The organism is Proteiniborus sp., from assembly GCF_040308045.1.
In the GTDB taxonomy this organism is placed as follows: domain Bacteria; phylum Bacillota; class Clostridia; order Tissierellales; family Proteiniboraceae; genus Proteiniborus.
In genome coordinates, this window is the sequence record NZ_JAWRHZ010000057.1 from 61,595 (window position 1) to 82,538 (window position 20,944).

The 20,944-nt window shown below is 31.4% G+C and carries 25 protein-coding genes; all 25 read right to left on the reverse strand.

Annotated features, from left to right (window positions below):
- Nucleotides 1-2: 2 nt before the first annotated feature.
- Nucleotides 3-350, reverse strand: coding sequence for a ribosomal-processing cysteine protease Prp (locus tag ABV008_RS12235; RefSeq protein WP_352420112.1), 348 nt, complete (start codon nucleotides 348-350; stop codon nucleotides 3-5).
- A gap of 9 nt (nucleotides 351-359) precedes the next feature.
- The gene (gene rplU, locus ABV008_RS12240) at nucleotides 360-671 is read right to left on the reverse strand and encodes a 50S ribosomal protein L21 (protein ID WP_352420113.1); all 312 of its coding nucleotides are present in this window, start codon (nucleotides 669-671) and stop codon (nucleotides 360-362) included.
- A 131-nt stretch (nucleotides 672-802) separates the two neighbouring features.
- Complete coding sequence (locus ABV008_RS12245) at nucleotides 803-2,299, reverse strand: Rne/Rng family ribonuclease (protein ID WP_352420114.1); 1,497 nt, start codon at nucleotides 2,297-2,299, stop codon at nucleotides 803-805.
- An 83-nt stretch (nucleotides 2,300-2,382) separates the two neighbouring features.
- Complete coding sequence (locus ABV008_RS12250; protein ID WP_352420115.1) at nucleotides 2,383-3,081, reverse strand: TIGR03936 family radical SAM-associated protein; 699 nt, start codon at nucleotides 3,079-3,081, stop codon at nucleotides 2,383-2,385.
- On the reverse strand, nucleotides 3,081-4,922 hold the full coding sequence (locus ABV008_RS12255) for a TIGR03960 family B12-binding radical SAM protein (protein WP_502929783.1): 1,842 nt from the start codon (nucleotides 4,920-4,922) through the stop codon (nucleotides 3,081-3,083). The genes ABV008_RS12250 and ABV008_RS12255 overlap by 1 nt, the downstream gene beginning before the upstream one ends.
- Nucleotides 4,923-4,988: 66 nt before the next feature.
- Nucleotides 4,989-5,870, reverse strand: coding sequence for a site-2 protease family protein (locus ABV008_RS12260; RefSeq protein WP_352420116.1), 882 nt, complete (start codon nucleotides 5,868-5,870; stop codon nucleotides 4,989-4,991).
- A 16-nt stretch (nucleotides 5,871-5,886) separates the two neighbouring features.
- Nucleotides 5,887-6,225: a hypothetical protein gene (locus tag ABV008_RS12265; RefSeq protein ID WP_352420117.1), complete on the reverse strand. Its 339-nt coding sequence runs from the start codon at nucleotides 6,223-6,225 to the stop codon at nucleotides 5,887-5,889.
- A 110-nt stretch (nucleotides 6,226-6,335) separates the two neighbouring features.
- Nucleotides 6,336-6,755, reverse strand: coding sequence for a methylglyoxal synthase (mgsA, locus tag ABV008_RS12270; RefSeq protein ID WP_352420118.1), 420 nt, complete (start codon nucleotides 6,753-6,755; stop codon nucleotides 6,336-6,338).
- A gap of 22 nt (nucleotides 6,756-6,777) precedes the next feature.
- Nucleotides 6,778-7,062: a cell division topological specificity factor MinE gene (gene minE, locus ABV008_RS12275; RefSeq protein WP_352420119.1), complete on the reverse strand. Its 285-nt coding sequence runs from the start codon at nucleotides 7,060-7,062 to the stop codon at nucleotides 6,778-6,780.
- Nucleotides 7,063-7,081: 19 nt separating this feature from the next.
- Complete coding sequence (minD, locus tag ABV008_RS12280) at nucleotides 7,082-7,876, reverse strand: septum site-determining protein MinD (protein WP_352420120.1); 795 nt, start codon at nucleotides 7,874-7,876, stop codon at nucleotides 7,082-7,084.
- A gap of 19 nt (nucleotides 7,877-7,895) precedes the next feature.
- Complete coding sequence (minC, locus tag ABV008_RS12285) at nucleotides 7,896-8,540, reverse strand: septum site-determining protein MinC (RefSeq protein WP_352420121.1); 645 nt, start codon at nucleotides 8,538-8,540, stop codon at nucleotides 7,896-7,898.
- Between the two features lie 98 nt (nucleotides 8,541-8,638).
- The gene (locus tag ABV008_RS12290) at nucleotides 8,639-11,998 is read right to left on the reverse strand and encodes a penicillin-binding transpeptidase domain-containing protein (protein ID WP_352420122.1); all 3,360 of its coding nucleotides are present in this window, start codon (nucleotides 11,996-11,998) and stop codon (nucleotides 8,639-8,641) included.
- A 15-nt stretch (nucleotides 11,999-12,013) separates the two neighbouring features.
- Entirely contained in the window at nucleotides 12,014-12,511 is a 498-nt protein-coding gene (mreD, locus tag ABV008_RS12295) for a rod shape-determining protein MreD (RefSeq protein ID WP_352420123.1), read from the reverse strand.
- Between the two features lie 18 nt (nucleotides 12,512-12,529).
- Nucleotides 12,530-13,333, reverse strand: coding sequence for a rod shape-determining protein MreC (gene mreC, locus ABV008_RS12300; RefSeq protein WP_352420124.1), 804 nt, complete (start codon nucleotides 13,331-13,333; stop codon nucleotides 12,530-12,532).
- Nucleotides 13,334-13,381: 48 nt separating this feature from the next.
- Nucleotides 13,382-14,416 carry a rod shape-determining protein gene (locus tag ABV008_RS12305; protein ID WP_352420125.1) on the reverse strand — a complete coding sequence of 345 codons (1,035 nt, stop codon included), beginning with the start codon at nucleotides 14,414-14,416 and terminating at the stop codon, nucleotides 13,382-13,384.
- 28 nt (nucleotides 14,417-14,444) lie between these two features.
- The gene (gene radC / locus ABV008_RS12310) at nucleotides 14,445-15,140 is read right to left on the reverse strand and encodes a RadC family protein (protein ID WP_352420126.1); all 696 of its coding nucleotides are present in this window, start codon (nucleotides 15,138-15,140) and stop codon (nucleotides 14,445-14,447) included.
- Nucleotides 15,141-15,159: 19 nt separating this feature from the next.
- Nucleotides 15,160-15,738 (reverse strand): Maf family protein, encoded by a 579-nt coding sequence (locus ABV008_RS12315; protein WP_352420127.1) that lies wholly within the window; start codon nucleotides 15,736-15,738, stop codon nucleotides 15,160-15,162.
- Nucleotides 15,739-15,747: 9 nt separating this feature from the next.
- The gene (locus tag ABV008_RS12320; RefSeq protein WP_352420128.1) at nucleotides 15,748-15,999 is read right to left on the reverse strand and encodes a DUF4321 domain-containing protein; all 252 of its coding nucleotides are present in this window, start codon (nucleotides 15,997-15,999) and stop codon (nucleotides 15,748-15,750) included.
- Nucleotides 16,000-16,020: 21 nt separating this feature from the next.
- Entirely contained in the window at nucleotides 16,021-16,530 is a 510-nt protein-coding gene (locus ABV008_RS12325) for a Gx transporter family protein (RefSeq protein WP_352420129.1), read from the reverse strand.
- 15 nt (nucleotides 16,531-16,545) lie between these two features.
- Nucleotides 16,546-16,929 carry a NusG domain II-containing protein gene (locus ABV008_RS12330; RefSeq protein ID WP_352420130.1) on the reverse strand — a complete coding sequence of 128 codons (384 nt, stop codon included), beginning with the start codon at nucleotides 16,927-16,929 and terminating at the stop codon, nucleotides 16,546-16,548.
- 254 nt (nucleotides 16,930-17,183) lie between these two features.
- The gene (locus tag ABV008_RS12335) at nucleotides 17,184-17,390 is read right to left on the reverse strand and encodes an ATP-binding cassette domain-containing protein (protein ID WP_352420131.1); all 207 of its coding nucleotides are present in this window, start codon (nucleotides 17,388-17,390) and stop codon (nucleotides 17,184-17,186) included.
- Nucleotides 17,391-17,518: 128 nt separating this feature from the next.
- Complete coding sequence (locus ABV008_RS12340) at nucleotides 17,519-19,657, reverse strand: peptidase domain-containing ABC transporter (protein ID WP_352420132.1); 2,139 nt, start codon at nucleotides 19,655-19,657, stop codon at nucleotides 17,519-17,521.
- Nucleotides 19,654-20,382, reverse strand: coding sequence for a flavodoxin family protein (locus ABV008_RS12345; protein WP_352420133.1), 729 nt, complete (start codon nucleotides 20,380-20,382; stop codon nucleotides 19,654-19,656). Before ABV008_RS12345 ends, ABV008_RS12340 begins: the two co-directional genes overlap by 4 nt.
- 132 nt (nucleotides 20,383-20,514) lie before the next feature.
- Nucleotides 20,515-20,703 (reverse strand): mersacidin family lantibiotic, encoded by a 189-nt coding sequence (locus ABV008_RS12350; protein WP_352420134.1) that lies wholly within the window; start codon nucleotides 20,701-20,703, stop codon nucleotides 20,515-20,517.
- Between the two features lie 18 nt (nucleotides 20,704-20,721).
- Nucleotides 20,722-20,928 carry a lichenicidin A2 family type 2 lantibiotic gene (locus tag ABV008_RS12355; protein WP_352420135.1) on the reverse strand — a complete coding sequence of 69 codons (207 nt, stop codon included), beginning with the start codon at nucleotides 20,926-20,928 and terminating at the stop codon, nucleotides 20,722-20,724.
- Between the last annotated feature and the right edge of the window lie 16 nt (nucleotides 20,929-20,944).

Sequence of the window (20,944 nt, forward strand, 5' to 3'; positions counted from 1 at the left end):
CATCACACCTCCCTATATTTGAGAGTTATATAATCTGGATAGATATCAATCAATCCTCTTAAACCTACTTCCATAGTCTTTAATACTATGTCGGCCTTTGCCCTTTGAACTTTAGGTAGTTCGGCCGGCAAAGATACTTTTAGGTATCCTTTTTTATCATCTATTGAATAAAAAATATTATTCTCTTCTATGCCACATACTTCACTTAGTGAAATAAGGGCTGTTTGACTCAATATTGATATTGATGCACATAGTATATCTTCTCCAAATGCACCATAACCAGCATGGCCTTTTATTTCATACTCTACTATACTACCATTGCTATTTTTAAGTATAGTTATTTTCGTCATATAGCAACACTATCCATTAATCTTTTCTATCTTAACCTTTGTGTATGGCTGACGATGTCCTTGTTTCTTTCTGTAATCTTTCTTTCTCTTAAACTTAAAAACAACAATTTTTCTAGCTTTACCATGTTCAACGATGTTACCTTGTACAGAAACACCATCTACATAAGGCTTACCTAATTTTACTTCCTCACCATTAGAAACTAAAAGTACTTTATCAAAGTTTAAAGATTCTCCCTCGTTTCCAGCAACTTTCTCAATAAAGATTGTATCTCCCTCTTGAACTCTATATTGCTTTCCACCAGTCTCAATTACTGCGTACATTACACTACACCTCCTCTAACCAGTCTCGCCAATGCTAGGTACCGAAGTTTTAAAACCTGCACTGAGCGGCCACTTACAAAATAAAATTTTATCAGACTAAGGACAAAAAGTCAACAACTACTTTTGTATAATCATCTCTCTAAAATACCTTTAATAAAATCTATTTTCCCTATATTCTTCACTTTTATTTCATTGTTATGAATAGATTGACTTGCTTTAATAAAAAGAGTAATACCATATTCCTCTTCAATTTTCTTGATAAAATATTGATTATTACTTTTTAAATATTCCTCAGTATGGGTATTCACTTCAATAATAACAGCCTCTGCACTAGTATGTAGCTTTATTCTTCTTATTTCTTTATCAATTAGACTTAGGATCGAGCTTTCTGAGTAGACTTTCCCAGTTCCATTGCAATAAGGACATTCCATCAACATTTTTGTGGTTAACCTGCTTCTTACTTTTTTCCTTGTCATCTCAACTAGTCCTAATTGGGTCATTCCAAGAACAGTAGACTTTGTTCTGTCTTTCTTAAGTTCATCTTCTAAGATTTTAAGCACTTCTTGCTCATTATACTCATTATTCATATCAATAAAATCAATAATGATTATACCGCCTATATTCCTTAATCTTAATTGTTTAGCTATTTCTTTTGCTGCTTCAATATTAGTTCTCAGAACAGTATCTTCTAAATTAATACTGCCTACATATTTGCCAGTATTTACATCTATTGAAGTTAAAGCTTCTGTTTCATCTATTACTACATATCCCCCACTTTTTAACCATACTTTTCTATCTAATGCTCTATTAATAGCCTGTTCAATTCCAAAATATCCAAATATATCATGACTAGAATCAAAATATTCAATTCTAGGCTTTAACTGTGGTGATATCATCTCTACTAATTCTACAATACTTTTGTATTCATCTCTTCTATTTATTATCAATTTTTGAATGTTCTTAGTAAACATGTCTCTAACGGTTCTGTGAATCAAATCAAGATCTTTATACATGACCCTAGGAGCGAAACCTAGGTTTCTTTCACTATCAATTTTATGTAAAACTTTTAAAAGGAATTTGATATCATCTTTAAAATCTTCAATTTCCAAACCCTCACTTGCGGTCCTTAATATTAATCCCATATTAGCAGGTTTTATACTTTCAACGATATCTCTTAATCTATTCCTTTCAGCTTCATCACTAATACGTCTTGATACTCCGATATAATCAGTATAAGGCATAAGAACAATATGTCTACCTGGTATTGTTATATGAGTAGTCACTCTTGCACCCTTACTACCAAATGGCTCCTTAATTACTTGAACAATAATCTCTTGACCTGATTTAATGACATCTCTAATTGATATATCTTTAAGATTTATTTTCTTATTAGATAACATTTCCTTAGGGATTGCGTCTTTTACATAAAGAAAAGCATTCTTTTCTAATCCAATATCAACAAATGCTGCCTGCATACCAGGTAATACATTTACAACTCTACCTTTGTAAATATTCCCAACTATCCTTTTGTTATCATCCTTCTCAATATACAGTTCTACTAACTCGTCATTCTCTAAGACAGCTACTCTATTTTCTTGCAACCCTACATCAATTATTATTTGATTCATAAAATCTCTCCTAAAGCTTTATTTGAGCACTAAGAGCACCCAAAGCCTATATACCATTAACTCTAATTTAATGCTAAGTATAATTATATAGGCAAAGAAATGCCTCCATCATCTTCGATAAATAGCTCAAGTCTATGTATCTTCAAGCTATATTCCTCTAATTCTATCTTAGTATATTTTTCAAGTAACTCTACAACTTCTCCTGGTTTTATGTTTCCTTGACTTCCTGTCATTAATGTTGTCTTTAGTATAATTTCACCATCTTCATTTGACAGAAGAAATAATTCTTTTATTCTATCTCTTACATTGTACTGTTTTATAGTTACTTTTTTTCCTTTTTTCTTTTCTTTTGTTAAAACAAGCTCATCTTTACTTAAAAAATTATCAATTTCATTATTAATTTGTTCTGACGTCATCGTTTCCTTAACTCTAAATCCAATTATATAAGCTGACCATCTTATCAATGGAACAATAGAACTTTTATTATCTAAAGACACTGCCTTTATTATCTTTATCCCATTTGGTAAAACATCATTCATCCTTCGAGCAAATTCTTCAGGACAAATTTGTGCATCCAACTCTACATCCATATATTCACCATCACTGGATACCCCTAAAGCCAATGCAGTAGCTAAAGAAAATTGAGGATGAGGATTAAATCCTTCGCTATACTTAACTGGGATATTAGCCCTTCTGAAGGCTCTTTGAAAAAGTCTCATTAAATCAAGATGTGAAATATATTTTAACTCTTCTAGTTTTGTAAACTTGGCTCTTATAATCATTAGCAAACACCACCTGTAAAACTTTTATTAATACCGCAACCAGTACATCCTTTTCTACAATCTCTCGTAAGTTCACCTTTTTGAGCCTTTTCATTTTCATTTATTAAATATTTTTTAGATACTCCAACATCTATAAAATCCCAAGGTAATATCTCTTCATAGCTTCTTTTTCTGGAAGCATAAAAATCAGGGTCAATACCAGCTTCTTCAAAGGCTTCAATCCATTTTTCAAAATTAAACTTATCTCCCCAGCCATCAAACTTACAGCCTTTTTCCCATGCTCTTATTAATACGTCTGATATACGTCTATCTCCCCTTGCTAAAATTGCTTCTAAGTAGCTTAGCTTTGGGTCATGATGATTATATGTTATCTTATTGTCTTTAATATTGTTTTTAAGTAAATCTATTTTCTCATAAAACATTTCAATGCTATCTTGAGGATACCACTGGAATGGTGTAAAGGGTTTGGGAACAAAGCAAGAAGTACTTACTGTTACTTTTAGATTACCTTTTCTTTGCTCCTTAGGTATTTTGAAGAAAATATCTTTAACCTTATATGCCAAATCCTTAATTCCTAAAACATCATCAAGTGTCTCAGTAGGTAATCCTATCATAAAGTACAGTTTCACAGTTGACCAACCAGAACTAAAAGCTTCTTTTGTAGACTTAATTAAGTCTTCCTCTACAATACCTTTGTTTATTACATCTCTTAATCTTTGAGTTCCTGCCTCAGGTGCAAAAGTTAAACCTGTTTTCCTTACCTTCTGAATCTCTTCGATAACTTCTAAAGGAAAAGAGTCCAATCTTAAAGAAGGTAGAGATAAACCAATCTTTTTATCCTTGTACTCTTCTATTAGCCTATTTACTAGCTGAAGTATTTGAGAATAATCACTAGTACTTAAGGAAGAAAGGGATATTTCCTCATGACCAGTTGCCTCTATAAGCTTTCTTGCATATTCAATTAATTTATCTACACTTCTCTCTCTCACAGGCCTATATATGATACCTGCTTGACAAAATCTACAGCCCCTTGTACAGCCTCTAAATATCTCTAGCATTACTCTATCATGAACAGTCTCTATAAAAGGAACTATTATTTTATCTGGGAAAAATGCTTCGTCCAATTTTTCAACTATTCTTTTTTTAATTTTTGATGGATACTTATCATCTAGTGGTAAAAAAGCTTCTATGGTTCCATCTTCATTATAATTTGTTTTATAAAATTGTGGAACATAGATTCCTTCCACATTACTAATCATTTCTAGATAATCTTTTCTATCTCCACCATCTTTTTTCCACTTCTTATATAGTTCAATAATTTCTAGTGTTACTTCCTCTCCTTCTCCTATAACAAAAAAATCTATAATACCTACTAATGGCTCTGGATTATATGCACAAGGACCTCCAGCAATAATGAATGGGTCATCACTGTTTCTATCCTTTGACAGAATAGGAACCCCTGCTAGATCAATCATGTTGATAATATTTGTATAGCTCATTTCGTATTGAAGTGTAAAACCAATGAAATCAAAATTTTTAATTGAATCTTTGCTTTCTAAAGCATACAAGGAAACATTATTTTTTCGCATTTCTTCTTCCATATCAATCCAAGGAGCAAACACTCTTTCACAATAAATATCATCTTTACTATTTAGAAGATTATAAAGAATATGCATTCCTAAGTGAGACATACCTACTTCATAGACATCGGGAAAAGCAAATGCAAATCTAACTATATCATCTGTAATATTCTTTTTAACAATATTAAGTTCATTACCAATATATCTTGCTGGTTTTTCAACTCTATTTAGAATTTTCTCCAACAGCTCTTTATCTATCATTTACACCATCCTTTTCTTATTAGTAGAGTAACACAAATTAAAGTCTTTTCTATGTTTTTTATTATTCTACCACTTTTTGCTTCCTATTAATAGTTCTTCTAATGTAACATCAAAACCATACCTGTATATTCCCTCTATTAACTGACCTTCAGTTATTGTACCAATAGTTTCTCCATTACTATCTATAATAATAAAAATATGATACTTATTTGGCAAAAAGCATTCTATTGTTTCCTTTATATTAATAGTCTTAATACATACTAAAATATGGACCTTCATTTTCTTTTTTCTACTAAGCTCATTTGTCTTTTCTGTAATAGATCTAATGAAAGCAAAAGCTGCCATTTCTCTTTCTTTCTTGGCAGCTACTATAGAAAATACTGCTATTGCACCTAAATAAGTTATATTGACTGTTATCCCATTTAATATATCATAGAGTATTATAAATGTACATAAAAAATATGTAATATATACTAGCCTAATAGTAGAAGCTTTGTACCCAATAAATAACGATAATATGGCTCTAACGATCTTGCCACCGTCAAGAGGAAAAATCGGTAGAACATTTATTATAAATATTACCTTATTTACTTTTATTATATAATCAATCAAATAACTATCAAAATAAAAAACTCTTAATGATAAGAATAAAATAATAATTATTAGGTTACTTAGTGGACCTATGGCACATATTATTATTTCTTCTTTAGGAGTAATAGTTCTTATGTTTTCAAATTTCGCTATCCCCCCAAAAGGGAAAATTTCCACCTCATTTATCTTTATTCCATATTTTCTAGCTGCAATGCTATGAAAAATCTCATGAATCAAAATTGACAAAACCATAATAGATGTTTCGAAAAAGTATCCACACAGAGAATAAAAAATGAACATAACAAGCATAAAAATGTTAATTTTAATATTGATGTCTCTAATCTTAAATATATTCATTTATAGAACCTTCCTATTATTTCGATACATCTATACTAAATGTCTCAATTACTTTATCAGGTATTTTAACCTTATTTTTAACAAAATCAAAAACCTTTTTTGTATCTCCCTTTATATCAAAAGAATAATTAATAGATTCATCTACTATTCTAATAACATTATTAGTAAACTTTATATTTATCTTTTTAATTAGCAATACTGCTAAAACAACAATAATACAAAAAACTATTTTTTTAAGCTGCTTTTTATAAAAGTTCTCATTACCACTATAATTATAAGTATTATAAACTCTTTTTCTTCTTAAACTATTTAATATTCTCTGCACAGTTCTATTTGTTTTTTCTTTTATACTCATAATAATCACCTTCTTTCAATTTAGTATATTAATATTTTTAAGAAGGTAATTTTATTACATTAAAAAACCTATGATTTTACTGTTTCGTGAAATCATAGGTTTTTCTATTATTATTTGCGATTATGAATTTTCGATTGCCTTATAATTTCTCTCCAGTGCATATCTCCTCTTTCAAGAGATTTTATCAAAAGCTCTGCAGTAGCAATATTAGTAGCAATTGGAATAGAGTGGACATCGCTTAACCTAAGCAACGCCTGCACATCTGGTTCATGAGGTTGAGCTGTCAGCGGATCTCTTAAAAACACTATTAAATCCATTTCATTATTGGCCACTTTGGCTCCTATCTGTTGATCCCCACCTAAAGGACCTGACATCATGCATTGAATATTAAGACCTGTAGCCTCTATAATAAGCTTTCCTGTAGTGCCTGTTGCAAAAAGACAGTGCTGTTCAAGAATATGCTTATATGCAATAGAAAAATTAACTAGCAGTTTCTTTTTGTTATCATGAGCTATTAATGCAATATTCATATTGCCCTCCTATTAAATACTTTTACTTTACAGATCCTTCTTTCATCTTTAAAATAGGAATATTTGCGATTAACGCAGGTATAGGAGTATTGTCGCTTTCTCTTCTAGTCCTAGTAAGCTTTATGTCTAATCCTTCCTCATCAATTACCATATAATCAGAGATTACTCTTATTATATCCCCTTTTAAAATTTCTAAAAAGTGAGGAGAAATATTAGCCCTGTCATGAATTAATACCAACTTTAGTCTTTCTTTTGCAACATTTTTACTTTTGTTCTCGCCTTTGCTAAATAACTTAAATAAGTCCAACTTTACCCCTCCTTTTTAGCTATTTTCCAAAAAATAACTTTCTTAGTTTACCAAAAACACCCTCATCCACTTCTAAATCCAATAGTGCTACTTCTTCTCCCATTATTCTTTTTGCAATATTTCTATATGCTTGTCCCGAGAGCGCCTTATTATCAGTAACAACAGGTTCACCCTTGTTTGTAGAAATAACAATAGCCTCATCATCAGGTACTACTCCGATTAAATCTATTGCTAGAATATCGATCATATCATCAATATTCATCATGTCTCCTTTTTTCACCATATCTGGTCTTATCCTGTTTACGATTAGTCTAGGGTTATGTAATCCTTTAGCTTCAAGTAGTCCAATTATTCTATCCGCATCTCTCACAGCTGAAATCTCTGGAGTCGTAACTACGATAGCTCTATCTGCGCCAGCTATAGCATTCTGAAACCCTTGCTCTATTCCTGCTGGACAATCTATAATAACGTAATCAAACATTTCTTTTAATTCATTACTAAGTTCTTGCATCTGCGCAGGGCTTACTGCATTTTTGTCTTTAGTCTGTGCAGCTGGTAAGAGAAATAATCCATCATATCTCTTATCTTTAATAAGCCCTTGTTTAATTCTGCAGACTTTTTCCACTACGTCTACAATATCATAAACAATTCTGTTCTCAAGTCCCATAACAACATCAAGATTTCTTAATCCGATATCAGCATCTACTATAGCAACTCTTTTACCTTCCATTGCTAGACCTGTGCCTATATTAGCTGTAGTAGTAGTTTTGCCTACTCCACCTTTTCCTGATGTAACAACAATTACTTCTCCCATAAAATTCAGCCCCCTATTCTTATTTATTTTTAGGAAGATAAGTTTCTATAAGTACTGCGTCTTCTTCTATCCTAGCTATTTCTGGCCATCTAGAAGTCTCTATTTCTTCATCAGGCTTCCTAGCTATAATATCTGCTATCCTTAACTGTGTTGGTTGAAGAAGAAAAGCTGCAACTACAGCTCCTCTGTTGCCATCACAGCCGGCATGAGCTATACCTCTTAACGCACCAAGAATAACTATATTGCCTTTTGCTACAACAATCCCACCAGGATTTATGTCTCCAATTATAACGAGATTGCCATCAGATTCCACAGTCTGCCCAGATCTAATAGTAGTTCGTATAAATTTAGTATAACCGTCTTCAATTCCTTCAAAAAATTGGGATTGTGTTGAATCATAATAATCTACTTCTTCATCAATAACATCAGTAATATCATCGACATTTAGTCCATATTTATTAATTATAATACCTTTTAGCTCCTCCTTTTCATCTACAGATAGTTTTTTCCCTTTAATGCTAATTACCTTAGCTCCCTTAAAAAAAGAGCCTGCTTTCTTCAAAGTACTATCTAGCTGTTCTTTTATTTTTTGAAAGCTTCCCTCTTTAACATAAATATATATACCATCCTTATTACCTTTAAATGAAACTAAGCTTTGATTCATATGCCACCCTCCAAAAAGTATACAGCTATTACTTTTATTCTTCATTTTTCGCATAATTCCTTCTTATTATTAATAAAAATAAATTGGCAAGCAGGAAACTACTTAGCCAATTTATTTCTTACAGCAAATTCATCATTTGCTTCATAATTAAGCCCAAGATATTGAGCTATTATTTCCTTGGCTACAGGACCTACATATCCACCGCTTCCTCCTTGAAATATAACTCCGGCGATAGCAATCTCTGCTGCATCTGGGTTATTAGCCTCATAAGGTCCATAGGCTACAAACCAAGCATAGTTATCGTATTTTTCACCAGTTAATGGATTAATTCCATCTTTTTGAGCAGTACCTGTTTTTGTTGCTACAGTTATAGGAAAATTCTTAAAAACAGCCCTTGCAGTACCATCACTTGAAACCATACCAAGGCCCTTATTAACCTCATTAATGAAGTTATAATCTTTAAGAGCAACTCTATTAGTTTCTCTTTTTGGCATATATACAATTTTTGAATTATCATGACTTTCAGCTTTTGAAACAACACTTACATTATGTCTATATCCACCATTTGCTAAAGTAGCCATATAGTTTGCCATTTGAATTGGTGTGTAGGCATTTTGTCCTTGACCTATTGAAATATTCAATGTATCTGCCTGTTTCCACCCAGATTGATTTAAATAGGTAAATTTAATGACATCAGCAAGATCGTTCTTACTTCCTTCAATTTTCTTTTCTCCATTGATATTAAGCTTGTCTAATCTTCTAATTACTTCTCTCTTGCTAAGAGGTTCTTCAAATTCAGCCCAGCTTACTATTTCATCTATAGCTTTCGTTATATCTTTTTCATCTAAATGAATGTCTTCCTTAATATGGTTTCTGATATTTGCATTTAAAAATCTTCTTAATCCTATTTTTATGTTATTTGTCTTTGAATTTATATCAGGAACTCCAACCGCTCTTTCTCCAGCTATTTCTATTCCTGTTTTATCGTTAAGACCAAATTCGGTAGCAACTCTTAATATGTCCTCAATATCAACTTTCCCTCCAAGACCTTCTCCAGTCCTAGGATTTCTACCCATTGTAACACTATAAAAATAATAGTTACATGAATCTCTTATGGCTTCTGCTAGGTTTTCCCATCCATGTGAGCCTCTATTACTATTCCACAGCCAACAGCCAAAATCAGTGTTCCCTATTTCCACCTTTCCATAGTCATATATTTTTTTGCTTGCTTTTATGCCTTTTTCTTGCGCTGCTAAACCGGTTATCATCTTAAATATAGATCCCGGCTGAATTGCTGTCTGTAAGGCAATATTATATAAAGGTCTTGGTGCCAATGGGTCTTCATCATGTTCAGGCATTAAGCTTTGCCAATCCTCATCCGAAATACCTGTTACAAAAAGATTTGGATCATATGAAGGATAATTAGCTATTGCCAGCACCTCTCCTGTTTTTACGTCTATTGCAACTACAGCTCCCGAAGTAGCATTCTTATATGCTTTAGAATATTTATAATTACCCCATTTACTTTTGAATTCTCCGCCTATTTGTATTTGATCTATAGCTTGCTTTAAAGCATCTTCTGCAACTTTTTGCAGTTCAAGATCTAAAGTAAGATACAAATTGTTCCCAGGTATAGCTTTTTCCTCGTCTAGTACATTTATTGTATTCCCTAATACATCTACTTCTACACGCCTTCTACCATTTACTCCTCTTAAATACTGTTCAAAGCTATCTTCTACTCCTGTCTTACCAATAATATCGTTAGGCGAATAACTTTGCTCTTCAATATACTTTTTTATCTCTGATGGTTGTGAAATCTTGCCTAAATAGCCTAAAATATGTGCAGCAGTTTCTCCATGAGGATAATACCTCACTGGTTCAATTGAAACTCCTACACCAAGTAAATCAAATTTATTTTCCTCTAGTTTTGCAACAGTACTATTTCTGATTCCATAAGCTAAATTTATTGGCTGATAAGCTCTATGTCCTTGCTTATTTAATTGCTCTAGAATTAACATTATAGATCTTGTCTCATAATTATTTAAATCTTCTTCTATTTTAAACTTCTCAACTAAAAATTCAAATGCTTCTTCAGCACTACTTCCCTCTGGAATTTTATACTGATCAATCCAGTTCTTTTTATTGTTTAATACTGAATATTCCCAATTAGCAATAGATATTTTAGGATTTACATAACTTAAAACTTTTTCCTGTGCTATAACTTTAACCTTGTCATCAATTATAAAATCAGTCATAATATCATGCTTATTTGCTATAAATATTAAAGCTTCAACAGCTGTTAATTCTCCTTCTATTTTTTCACTTCTATGAAACTCTTCTTTCTCTTCATCACTATTATATTTATAATAAACTTTATTTGCTTCCTCATCTAAAGTAATAGCTATTGGAGTATTAATATTATTTTCCTTAAGCTTTTCTATTAAAATCTGTCCTGGTACTGTTATCTCCTTTTCGTTCTCTTCTTTATCTGTTTTTACAAAAATATTCGAAAGAATTTCGTATTTAGCATCTGTTTGTAGAATAATATTTACAAAATCATCCTTAGCAGAGCTACTCATTGTTATATTTTCAAAGCTCTTCATTAGACTTCTTTTGATAGACTTTAATTCTTCGTCAAAACTAAAACTATATGGCATAAGCGTAATATTAGAGGCTAATCCATTATTCAGTAGAACCTCATAAGTAAGTTCACTTACAATAGGGTCATTAATTAGCTTCATTAAAACCTTCTTATTTTCTGTTATCTTAGAAATCAAAAAATCCCTTGCAGATTCATCTCCTGAAATACTGTTTTCTTTTCTCCATTTTTCTAAATCTTCATTCGAATTATAATTAAACATAACATTTTTTGCTTCATCAAAATCTATTTTTATAGGCATTGATATGCCTTCATTTTCGAAAGTATTAACTGCCCTTCTTGCAGTAAAGAATATTCGTGACTCTGTATCACTATCTATTCTCATAGTAGAATTAATCAATTGTCCTACGAGACTGTTGCTTAAAATTAAGTCTGTAACGTATTCACTAGGCGTTTTATTGTTTTCCATATACATAGTATCACTATTATATGAAAAGCAATTCAAATTAATGGGAAACTCATCTATATAGTCTACCCCTTCTTCCTCAAGTATTCTAATAAGCTTTAGTATTGCATTGTTTCGTTTAGTCGAGTCTTTTATATTTAACTCATCTTTCATAATCTGAACTGTAAAACTAGGCTCATTGCCTGCTAATAATCTTCCGTATCTATCCCTTATTTCTCCTCTAGGCGCAGTTATAGATATCTGTTTCACTCTTTTTGTATCAGATATTTTCCTCATTTCTTCCCCTTGGACAATAGTCAAAGACGCCAGCCTAAATGCTAAAATAGCAAATATAAAAAAGGCAAGAAATGTGAGAATATTATACCTGTCCTTTATTTTTTCCAAGAACTTCATTAACTCACCTCCTTATTATTTTCTAAAGCTTATATGAGGTTGGCGATATAACTTAAGAAACTGTTTATAAAAGAAAATAGACAATAAAGAGTTAAGAATGGTCTCTATGATAACTATGTTTTTTATAAGGCTAATAAAGTCAACATTTATAGATAAAAAGTACATAAATACATAATAAATTATATGAAAGGCAAATGTTGATATAGTTGTGAAAACAAAGGGTAAAAACAAATTCTCCTTAAATACTTTTTTATCTGTCAGTCCAATAATATAGCCAATAAGGAAATAAATTAGAGCATGTACTCCAATAACATCATAAAATAACATATCTTCTAATAGCCCTAGTATCAATCCTAAGACACTTCCGGTCTTTTTGCCTCCAAGAAGAGCAAGGCATACTATAATAATCAAAGATGTATTAGGTATAACCCCAAATATACTTACTTGGTGCAATATAGTAGACTCTATTAAAAAATTCAATAAAACCACAATAGCTATAATAAAATATCTCAAATTATTTACTCCTTTAACCTATTTTCCAATTATAACAAAAACATTTTGAAGTTTATTAAAATTCACAGCTGATTTTACTTCTATATTGACTAAAAGATCATCACTATTCTTTGTAACTTCACTTATTTCTCCAATATAAAGCCCCTTGATAAAAATTCCACCAAGACCAGAAGTTAATAGCTTGTCTCCCTTTACAACGTCTGCTTTTGTATCAAAAAGATAGCCTGAAATATTGCCTTCAAAATCACCCTTTATTATTCCACCATCTTGAGTTCTTATAACGTTAAAGCTTAAATTGCTACCTTCATCTATTATGGCTATTACCTTAGCCCAGTTATCACCAACTTCAACTACTCTACCAACTAGTCCTTCTTCAATAGTATTACCATCAACTTCTATTCCTTGAATGACTGCATCTCCTTTTTTAATACCGTCTTTAGAGCCCTTATCAATTACAAATCTATCAAACCAGTTTTCTGGATCCTTTCCAATTATTTGTGTCTCAACTAAGTTATATTTTGTCTTCTCTTTTAATATTGCAGCATTTCTTAAATAGTCAGTTTTGCTTATGATGTCTTCGTAATTCCTTACTTGTTCCTTTAATTTGGCATTCTCTTCCTTCAAACTAGAATTTTCATTTTTAAGCTGTGTAATACTACCTATAGACTTGACAGTTCCAACAACAGATTCGCTACTATTATAAAAAATCTTTTGAATAGGAGTAATAATACTACCTATCAAATTTTCAATTGATGTTATCTTTTCCCTGTCGCTAGCAGTAATCCCAATAATTACAATTAGAATGATAGCGACAATAGTCACTATCATTCTCCCCTTTATTTTTTTAAATATGGTCATGTATATCACCACTTATCCTAACTTTCTTGAACTTTTAGCAACTTTTTTTAATGTTTCTATGTCCTCTAGTGCCTTTCCTGTTCCTATAGCAACACAGTCTAAAGGATTCTCTGCTATGTGAATAGGCATTCCAGTTTCTTTTCTTATAAGTCTGTCTAATCCTTCTAGTAATGCTCCTCCGCCTGTTAACATTATTCCCTGCTCCATAATATCAGAAGCTAACTCAGGTGGAGTTTTTTCAAGAGTAAACTTTATTGCATCAATAATATTTGCTATAGGTTCTCTCATTGCTTCATAAATCTCAGATGAGCTTATATCAATATTTTTTGGTAGTCCAGAGATTAAATCTCTTCCTCTAACAGCTATTTTTCTTTCTTTATTTGTTGATAAATCTGCTGAACCCACTTGTATTTTAACTTCTTCTGCTGTCCTTTCACCAATCATTAAATTATACTCTTTTTTAATATAGTAAACAATTGATTCATCTAGTTCATCTCCTGCTACTCTAATAGATTTGCTAGTTACTATTCCTCCTAATGAGATAATAGCTACTTCTGTTGTACCTCCTCCAATATCTACTACCATACTACCATTAGGTTCTTGTACAGGAAGTCCAGCACCAATGGCTGCAGCCATTGGCTCTTCTATTAAAAAAGCTTCTCTAGCCCCTGCCTGTATAGCTGCTTCTTCAACGGCTCTTTTTTCAACCTCAGTTACACCAGAAGGCACGCAAACAACAACTCTAGGTGAGAAAAGTGAACGCGCACGATTACCCTTTCTAATAAAATATTTTAGCATACTCTGAGTAATATCAAAGTCTGCAATAACTCCATCACTTAGGGGCCTAATAGCTACTATATGCCCAGGTGTTCTTCCTATCATTCTTTTAGCTTCTTCACCAACTGCCAAAACTTCTTTTGTATTAGTCTGTATAGCAACAACTGAAGGTTCTCTAATAATTATACCTTTACCTCTCATAAAGACTAATGTATTAGCTGTACCTAAGTCAATTCCCATATCCTTCGTAAATAAATTAAATATACCCATCTTCTTTTGCTCCTTCCTAGTAAAAGCCTTAAATTATATCTTTTTCTTTTAAACTTAAAAATCTATTGTTTCCAATTATTATATGATCCAGCACCTTAATTCCTAGAATGTCCCCTCCTTCAGCTAATCTTCTAGTAATAGCTATGTCTTCCTTACTAGGAGTCGGATCACCACTAGGGTGGTTATGAACAAGAATAATTGAGGCACTACTTCTTGCTATAGCCTCCTTAAATACTTCTCTTGGATGAACTATAGAAGAATTTAAACTTCCTATAGATATATCCTCTATTCCTATTACTTGATTTTTAGTATCTAGCATTACAATTTTAAAATGCTCCTTTTTTAGATGTGCCATGTCTAGCATTAGTATATCTGCAACATCTGAAGGAGTCGTTATCTTTGGTTTGTCTTTATGCGTTCCAGTCATAACACGTTTACCAAGCTCTACAGCAGCAAGTATTTGAGCAGCCTTGCACACTCCTATTCCTTTTATCTTTGTTATCTCCTGTATGCTTGTATCTGTTAAAAAAGAAATTCCTTCTTTTTTTCCTGCTAAAAGTTTCTGGGATATTTCAATAGCTGTGTTTTCCTTGTTCCCAGTCCTTATGATTATAGCCAATAGTTCTGTATTTGATAATGCTTTAGGTCCATATTTGTAAAGTTTCTCTCGTGGTCTTTCATCTTCTGGTAAATCTTTAATCGTATAACTAAAGTCTTTTTCCATAGCCCCTCCTAAAAGATAGTTAAAGAATTTTTGTGTTAAAATGCCTTTCTAAAAGCTTATCTAATTTCACTATGGGCAACCCTACTACATTTGAGTAAGACCCTTCTATCCAATCTACTAAGATTTCCCCATATCCTTGAATACCATAAGCTCCAGCTTTATCTTTAAATTCTCCAGTATTTATATACCTATTAATCTTTTCTGACGGTAATTCTCTAAATTTAACTTTAGTTATCTCATAATCAATTACTTTTTTCCCTGAATTAATATCTAGAATAGCTAATCCTGTAATTACACAATGTTCTTTGCCACTTAAGCTCTCCAAAATCCTATAAGCATCTATATCATCCTTTGGTTTACCTAATACACTATTCATATAAACAATTGTATCTGCACCAATTACTATTGCATCATAATCAAGTTTAATAGCAATGTCTTCTGCTTTTTGAAAAGCTAATGACATAACTACCTGAATAGGGTCCTCATCAGATGAAACTTTTTCATTTATATGGCTTGTTATACTTTCAAAATCAATATTATATCTATCTAGTATTTCTTTTCTTCGTGGAGATGATGATGCTAAAACTATTTTTTTCATAAGCTCACCCTATAATCTTTTATACATAAGGAAAGCTAATAAAAATCCAATAACACTGGCCATATTCACATCAATAACTAAACCAAGAGTAAGTTCTATCACACTTAGGTCTAGATGTACAGGGGTTTTAAGCCCAATGGGATAGCTATAAGCCAGTAAAGGAATCTTATCACTTAATAAGTTCCCAATAACACTACCTAATACTACGCCAATAATAACTAGTGCAATTAAAAGCGCTAAACTCCTATTTCTTGTTCTCATGTTTACCTCCTTATGCTAATTCTAATTTTCCCCCATTATTTTTTTCATATTCTTAGATGTTAATGTTGAGCCCAGTCCAACAAAATAACCAGTAAAAAGGCTCAATAATGTCATGAAAGGAAAATATGAGAAAATCTTTAAATTCTCCATTATTAGACTAGCAGTTAAAAGCTGTCCAGCATTATGGAATATGGCTCCAAAAATGCTGACACCAATTAAGCTGAAATAGCTAGAAAAATACTTAAACACAATAGTCATTGCTAATGTGCTTAATAGTGCTCCAGAAAGGCTATAGGCTAGGCCTGAAAAACTTCCTGTAGCCAATGCAAATACTAAAGACCTTAGTGTCGCTACAATAAAAGCTTCTCTATAGCCAAACAATACTAAGGAAATAAGGCAAACAATATTGGCTAGTCCAAGCTTCATGCCTGGTAACAAGATAGGTATTGGAATCATAGATTCAATTATACTAAGGGCAAGTCCTAAAGAAACTAACAATGATAAAAAAATAAGTTTTCTAAGTCTTTTCATGCGTCTCACCCTTTTCTAATAACTAATATGATCTATCTCATCATTTGCATTGTCTTCAGACTTTATCTCTACTACCATTCTATTTGGCAAGCAGACAATTACTTCTCCTTGGCTAGATATCCATCCTTGTTTAACATCTAATTTGTCGGGACAGTCAGCTTCTATAACTCTAACCTTTCCGTCGCCAATCTCTATTTTGTTATAGCCAAACTTTGTTTCTATGTCAATGGTTTTGCCTACCATATTTGCCCCAAATGAAATCTTTTTAATTTCTTCTCCATCTACTTGAATACTAACGTACTTATTTCCACCATCAGTTGCATAATATTTAACAAAATATATCCCCAATAAGCTAAGTAATAATACTAAAACTATTAGATACTTGTCCCATTTAGTCATAATCTACATCCTCTTTACATAGTATTATAAAATAGTTTCAAGTAATTTCAATATGTATTTAGCACTAAAAGCCTTTGTAAAATACATACTATCACATCATAAGTTTACCATTTCCATATTTCATTTACAAGTTGTAATTTTTGCTTAACTAAGGCATTATAAACAAGCATAAAAAATATGTCGCATATCTAGTTACGCGACATATTTTTATTAAATTTTCTTTACATCTATCATAAGAAAGAATTGTCATACCTTCATTGTTTAATATTTTTTACAGTTTCTAATATATGGTTCCTTGATTGAGGGTCAATACCAGCTGTTAGCTCATCCATAATTAGCATCTTTGGCTTGTGAATAAGAGCCACTCCAATATTTAATCCTCTTTTCATACTTCCAGAATATTTCTCTACCTTATCTTTTAATCTGTCAGAAAGTCCAATTAGCTCAAAATTTTCATGCACTCTTCTCTTTAGCTCTTTTCCTCTTAGTCAATATACATGCCCCCAAGACTTTAGGTTGTCATAGCCATTTAGAGATGGATAAAGTGCCATCTCCTAAAGTTGTTATAACATATAGTATTATCTTTTGACTATGAAATAGCAAGCTGCTTATCTATTTTTTTATCCCTTAAATACAATTCTTGGTAGTATGAGCAATTTTCAATCAATTCATTGTGATGTCCTACAGCAACTACTCGTCCTTGATTCATAACAATTATTTTATGAAATGCTTCAATATTATAAAATCTATGAGCAACAACGATGGATGTAGAATTTATCTCCAATAACAAATCCATGAATTTCCTTTCCGCTTTGTTATCTAAGGAACTAGTAGGCTCATCTAAAAAAAGTATACTCGGATTATGAACGATAGCTCTAGCTAGGGTAATCCTTTGGCGTTGCCCACCCGAAAAGTTAACACCATCTTCAGACAATATTGTTTCAATTCCAATAGGTAATCCTTCAATAATTTTATCTATCTCTAATTCTTTAATTATTTTAATTAATCTTTCTTCTGAAACTGTTCTATAAAGTAGAATATTTTCTCTTATACTTTCATTGAATAATTGAGGTTGTTGAAGCACTACACCAATATTTCTATAAAAATCCTCCTTTCTAAAATCTTCTATAGATCTATCATCAAATTCAATTTTGCCTTGAGTTGGACTATATAATCTACACATAAGTTTAAGTAAAGTGCTTTTACCAGACCCACTCTCACCGACTATGGCTACTTTTTCTCCTCTCCTAATGTCTATATTGATGTCATTTAAAACATAGGGTGATAACTTGCTATATTGAAAACAAAGATTTTTAATACTTATATTTCCTTTTATTTTATCAATTTTTATACTTCCATCTTTTTGTTCACCAGTTGTTAATATATCTAGTAGCTTGTTAAAATAAATCTTTACAATTTCAATATCTGAATAAGAACCTGCTAATGATAATATCGGTGATAAAAACAAGCCACCTAAAGTATTAAAAGCTATTAAATTCCCAATAGTAAGTTCCCCTCTTCCCACATAAATTCCACCTAGTAAAAACATTAAAGCAGGAAAAACCATCTGTATTGTAATTGGAAGACTACCAAGAAATCCGGCATATTTAGCCTTTTTTTCCTCAAATTTCATTTGTGATAAAAAACTTTTCTTCCATTTCATCAAAATATCATTTTCTACGCCAAATGCCTTTAAAGTATCAATGTTATTAACCAACTCTGTAACTATATTTTGTGTTTTTGTTGAATGAATAATTTGGTTTTGTTGATTAGATTTAAGCGCTTTTGTATATAGCATGGATAATATGAAAATTAAAAACCCAACAATAAATACAACTCCAGTTAGCTTTACATTTATCTGAAGAAGTGCAATGATATAAATAACAGTAAATATAAGATCTATGCTAACACTTACTACTTTTTCACTTAATATTTGTCTAATATATGAATTAGAATTTATTCTAAATAATAATTCACCTTTACTTCTACTAGTGTAAAACTGAATTGGAACTTTCAACAAGTGATTTATGGTTTTACTAAGTAAACTTATATCCAATAATATTTGAACTTTAACTACTAAAATTGTACGAAGCATACTTACTAGATAATATAATACTGTCATAACTATAAACTGCAAAAGAAATGGGTTAGTGTCCATAGCTTTCTCTATTAAAATGAAATCCGTTAAATTCGCTATCATTTTAGGAATATATATCATTATTCCTTGCAAAATTATAGTTAGAATAATAACAAGAAGAATAAAACCTCTATATTTTTTTATTTCATCTATGAAAAATGGGGTTTTATCTCTTTTGCTAAGAAATTTTTTCTCTCGTTTATTTAATACTAGTAATATAACACCACTAAAAGATTCAATGAATTCTTTGTGAGAAATCTTTCTTCTACCATTAGAAGGATCTATTATTGTAATAGTTCTTCCAATCTTCTCAACTATTACAAAATGGTTTCCTTTCCAAAAAGCGATAAAGGGAGTATGTGTATTATCTAGAGCTCCTACATCGTTAATCCTTAAACCTTTATTTTCTAATCCGAAATCTTCTAATATCATAGACATTTGCAATAAATTCAATCCGCCATTTGGAATCCCATATTTTTCACGTAATTCGCTCATAGTTCTGTTTTTACCATAATAATTGAGTAGCATAGCCACACAGACCATGCCACATTCACTATGTTCCATTTGTTCTATTACATCTATTTTTCTCATTTGCAAGCACTCCTATTTTGTAACTCTAATAGCTCCGAAAAATTCTCACAATCAAAATATCCCATATCGTTCCAATATGACCATTCCCCATAATTTATTTTGTATTCTCTATACTTTATCATCATTTCTTTTAATGTAAGAAATAAGGATTCAAGCTTTTGTGTAGATTTAACCCCATGTTCTAAACTATCAATTATGGAATACCCTATGATGTTTGATGAAGCCTTAATCCATTTTTCATCATTTAGTTGGTTTGGATAATGTGAAGATGCATTATATTTTGTCACTACTTGGCTTCCTAATGAGGTTAAAACCATCTCTAAATAATTTAAAGCTGTATTATGTCCGTTTGACATATTGGTAGTTAAAACTGCACTACCTTTACCAGCAAGTTTTAATAAATGTGTCCAATACCCTAAACGATCTATCAATACTTTTAAATCACCTGATATATTATGAACATAGACTGGGCTTGCCAAGACTATAAAATCAGCTCCTAGCAACTTATTTTTAATTAATTTTATATCATCATCTTTAATACAGTAACCTTCTCTAAAACAAACTTGACAACCTTCACATTCATTAATTAAGAAATCTTCTGGTCGGATAATTTCATATGTCGAATCACAATTAGCGGATACAAAATCCAATACACTCTTAGCAAATTTGTATGTATTTGAGCTCTCACCTCTTCTACTACCAATATAAGCTACAATCTTTCTCATAAGCCACCTCGCTTCTAAACTGTACTGTTTGTAATTGCCATTATACTAGGAAATATTGATTATTGATAAAAATGCTTATTTGTTATATATTAATGTTGGTATCTTAGATGCAGTGCAGGTTTATAATATTAACTAATTATTCTGACAAAGCCAAAATGTAATTAATAATGCGCTACCAGCAGTTATAAGGAAACATGGTGGTCCTGACATAGGTACAATATCACCACATCCTTGTGATAAAGCCATTTCTTCAAGTGATAGTTCTTCAAATGCTTTGCCTACGAATCTAGAATCATATTCCATCAAGAATTTATCATTCATACTAAAAACATCCTTTCTTTAGCATTTCATTACGGAGTATACAATCGTACTAACAATAACACCTGCACTACACCATCCACTGCTAATAGTAACAGTTTTAAGGCATGGCACAGATGATGTTAATGGATTGACACCACCTTGAGAAGCAGCCATTTCTTCAAGTGATAATTCTTCGAATGCTCTACCTACTAATTTATCGTCATATTTGCATTGAATGTTTTCCATAATATCTCCCCTTTGT

Bases quoted from the DNA above. Each gene is read 5' to 3' on its own strand.
- ABV008_RS12235 (WP_352420112.1), bottom strand. From the start codon at position 350: ATGACGAAAATAACTATACTTAAAAATAGCAATGGTAGTATAGTAGAG.
- rplU (WP_352420113.1), bottom strand. From the start codon at position 671: ATGTACGCAGTAATTGAGACTGGTGGAAAGCAATATAGAGTTCAAGAG.
- ABV008_RS12245 (WP_352420114.1), bottom strand. From the start codon at position 2,299: ATGAATCAAATAATAATTGATGTAGGGTTGCAAGAAAATAGAGTAGCT.
- ABV008_RS12250 (WP_352420115.1), bottom strand. From the start codon at position 3,081: ATGATTATAAGAGCCAAGTTTACAAAACTAGAAGAGTTAAAATATATT.
- ABV008_RS12255 (WP_502929783.1), bottom strand. From the start codon at position 4,922: ATGATAGATAAAGAGCTGTTGGAGAAAATTCTAAATAGAGTTGAAAAA.
- ABV008_RS12260 (WP_352420116.1), bottom strand. From the start codon at position 5,870: ATGAATATATTTAAGATTAGAGACATCAATATTAAAATTAACATTTTT.
- ABV008_RS12265 (WP_352420117.1), bottom strand. From the start codon at position 6,225: ATGAGTATAAAAGAAAAAACAAATAGAACTGTGCAGAGAATATTAAAT.
- mgsA (WP_352420118.1), bottom strand. From the start codon at position 6,755: ATGAATATTGCATTAATAGCTCATGATAACAAAAAGAAACTGCTAGTT.
- minD (WP_352420120.1), bottom strand. From the start codon at position 7,876: ATGGGAGAAGTAATTGTTGTTACATCAGGAAAAGGTGGAGTAGGCAAA.
- minC (WP_352420121.1), bottom strand. From the start codon at position 8,540: ATGAATCAAAGCTTAGTTTCATTTAAAGGTAATAAGGATGGTATATAT.
- ABV008_RS12290 (WP_352420122.1), bottom strand. From the start codon at position 11,998: ATGAAGTTCTTGGAAAAAATAAAGGACAGGTATAATATTCTCACATTT.
- ABV008_RS12305 (WP_352420125.1), bottom strand. From the start codon at position 14,416: ATGGGTATATTTAATTTATTTACGAAGGATATGGGAATTGACTTAGGT.
- radC (WP_352420126.1), bottom strand. From the start codon at position 15,140: ATGGAAAAAGACTTTAGTTATACGATTAAAGATTTACCAGAAGATGAA.
- ABV008_RS12315 (WP_352420127.1), bottom strand. From the start codon at position 15,738: ATGAAAAAAATAGTTTTAGCATCATCATCTCCACGAAGAAAAGAAATA.
- ABV008_RS12320 (WP_352420128.1), bottom strand. From the start codon at position 15,999: ATGAGAACAAGAAATAGGAGTTTAGCGCTTTTAATTGCACTAGTTATT.
- ABV008_RS12325 (WP_352420129.1), bottom strand. From the start codon at position 16,530: ATGAAAAGACTTAGAAAACTTATTTTTTTATCATTGTTAGTTTCTTTA.
- ABV008_RS12330 (WP_352420130.1), bottom strand. From the start codon at position 16,929: ATGACTAAATGGGACAAGTATCTAATAGTTTTAGTATTATTACTTAGC.
- ABV008_RS12340 (WP_352420132.1), bottom strand. From the start codon at position 19,657: ATGAGAAAAATAGATGTAATAGAACAAATGGAACATAGTGAATGTGGC.
- ABV008_RS12345 (WP_352420133.1), bottom strand. From the start codon at position 20,382: ATGAGAAAGATTGTAGCTTATATTGGTAGTAGAAGAGGTGAGAGCTCA.
- ABV008_RS12350 (WP_352420134.1), bottom strand. From the start codon at position 20,703: ATGAATGATAAATTCTTGATGGAATATGATTCTAGATTCGTAGGCAAA.
- ABV008_RS12355 (WP_352420135.1), bottom strand. From the start codon at position 20,928: ATGGAAAACATTCAATGCAAATATGACGATAAATTAGTAGGTAGAGCA.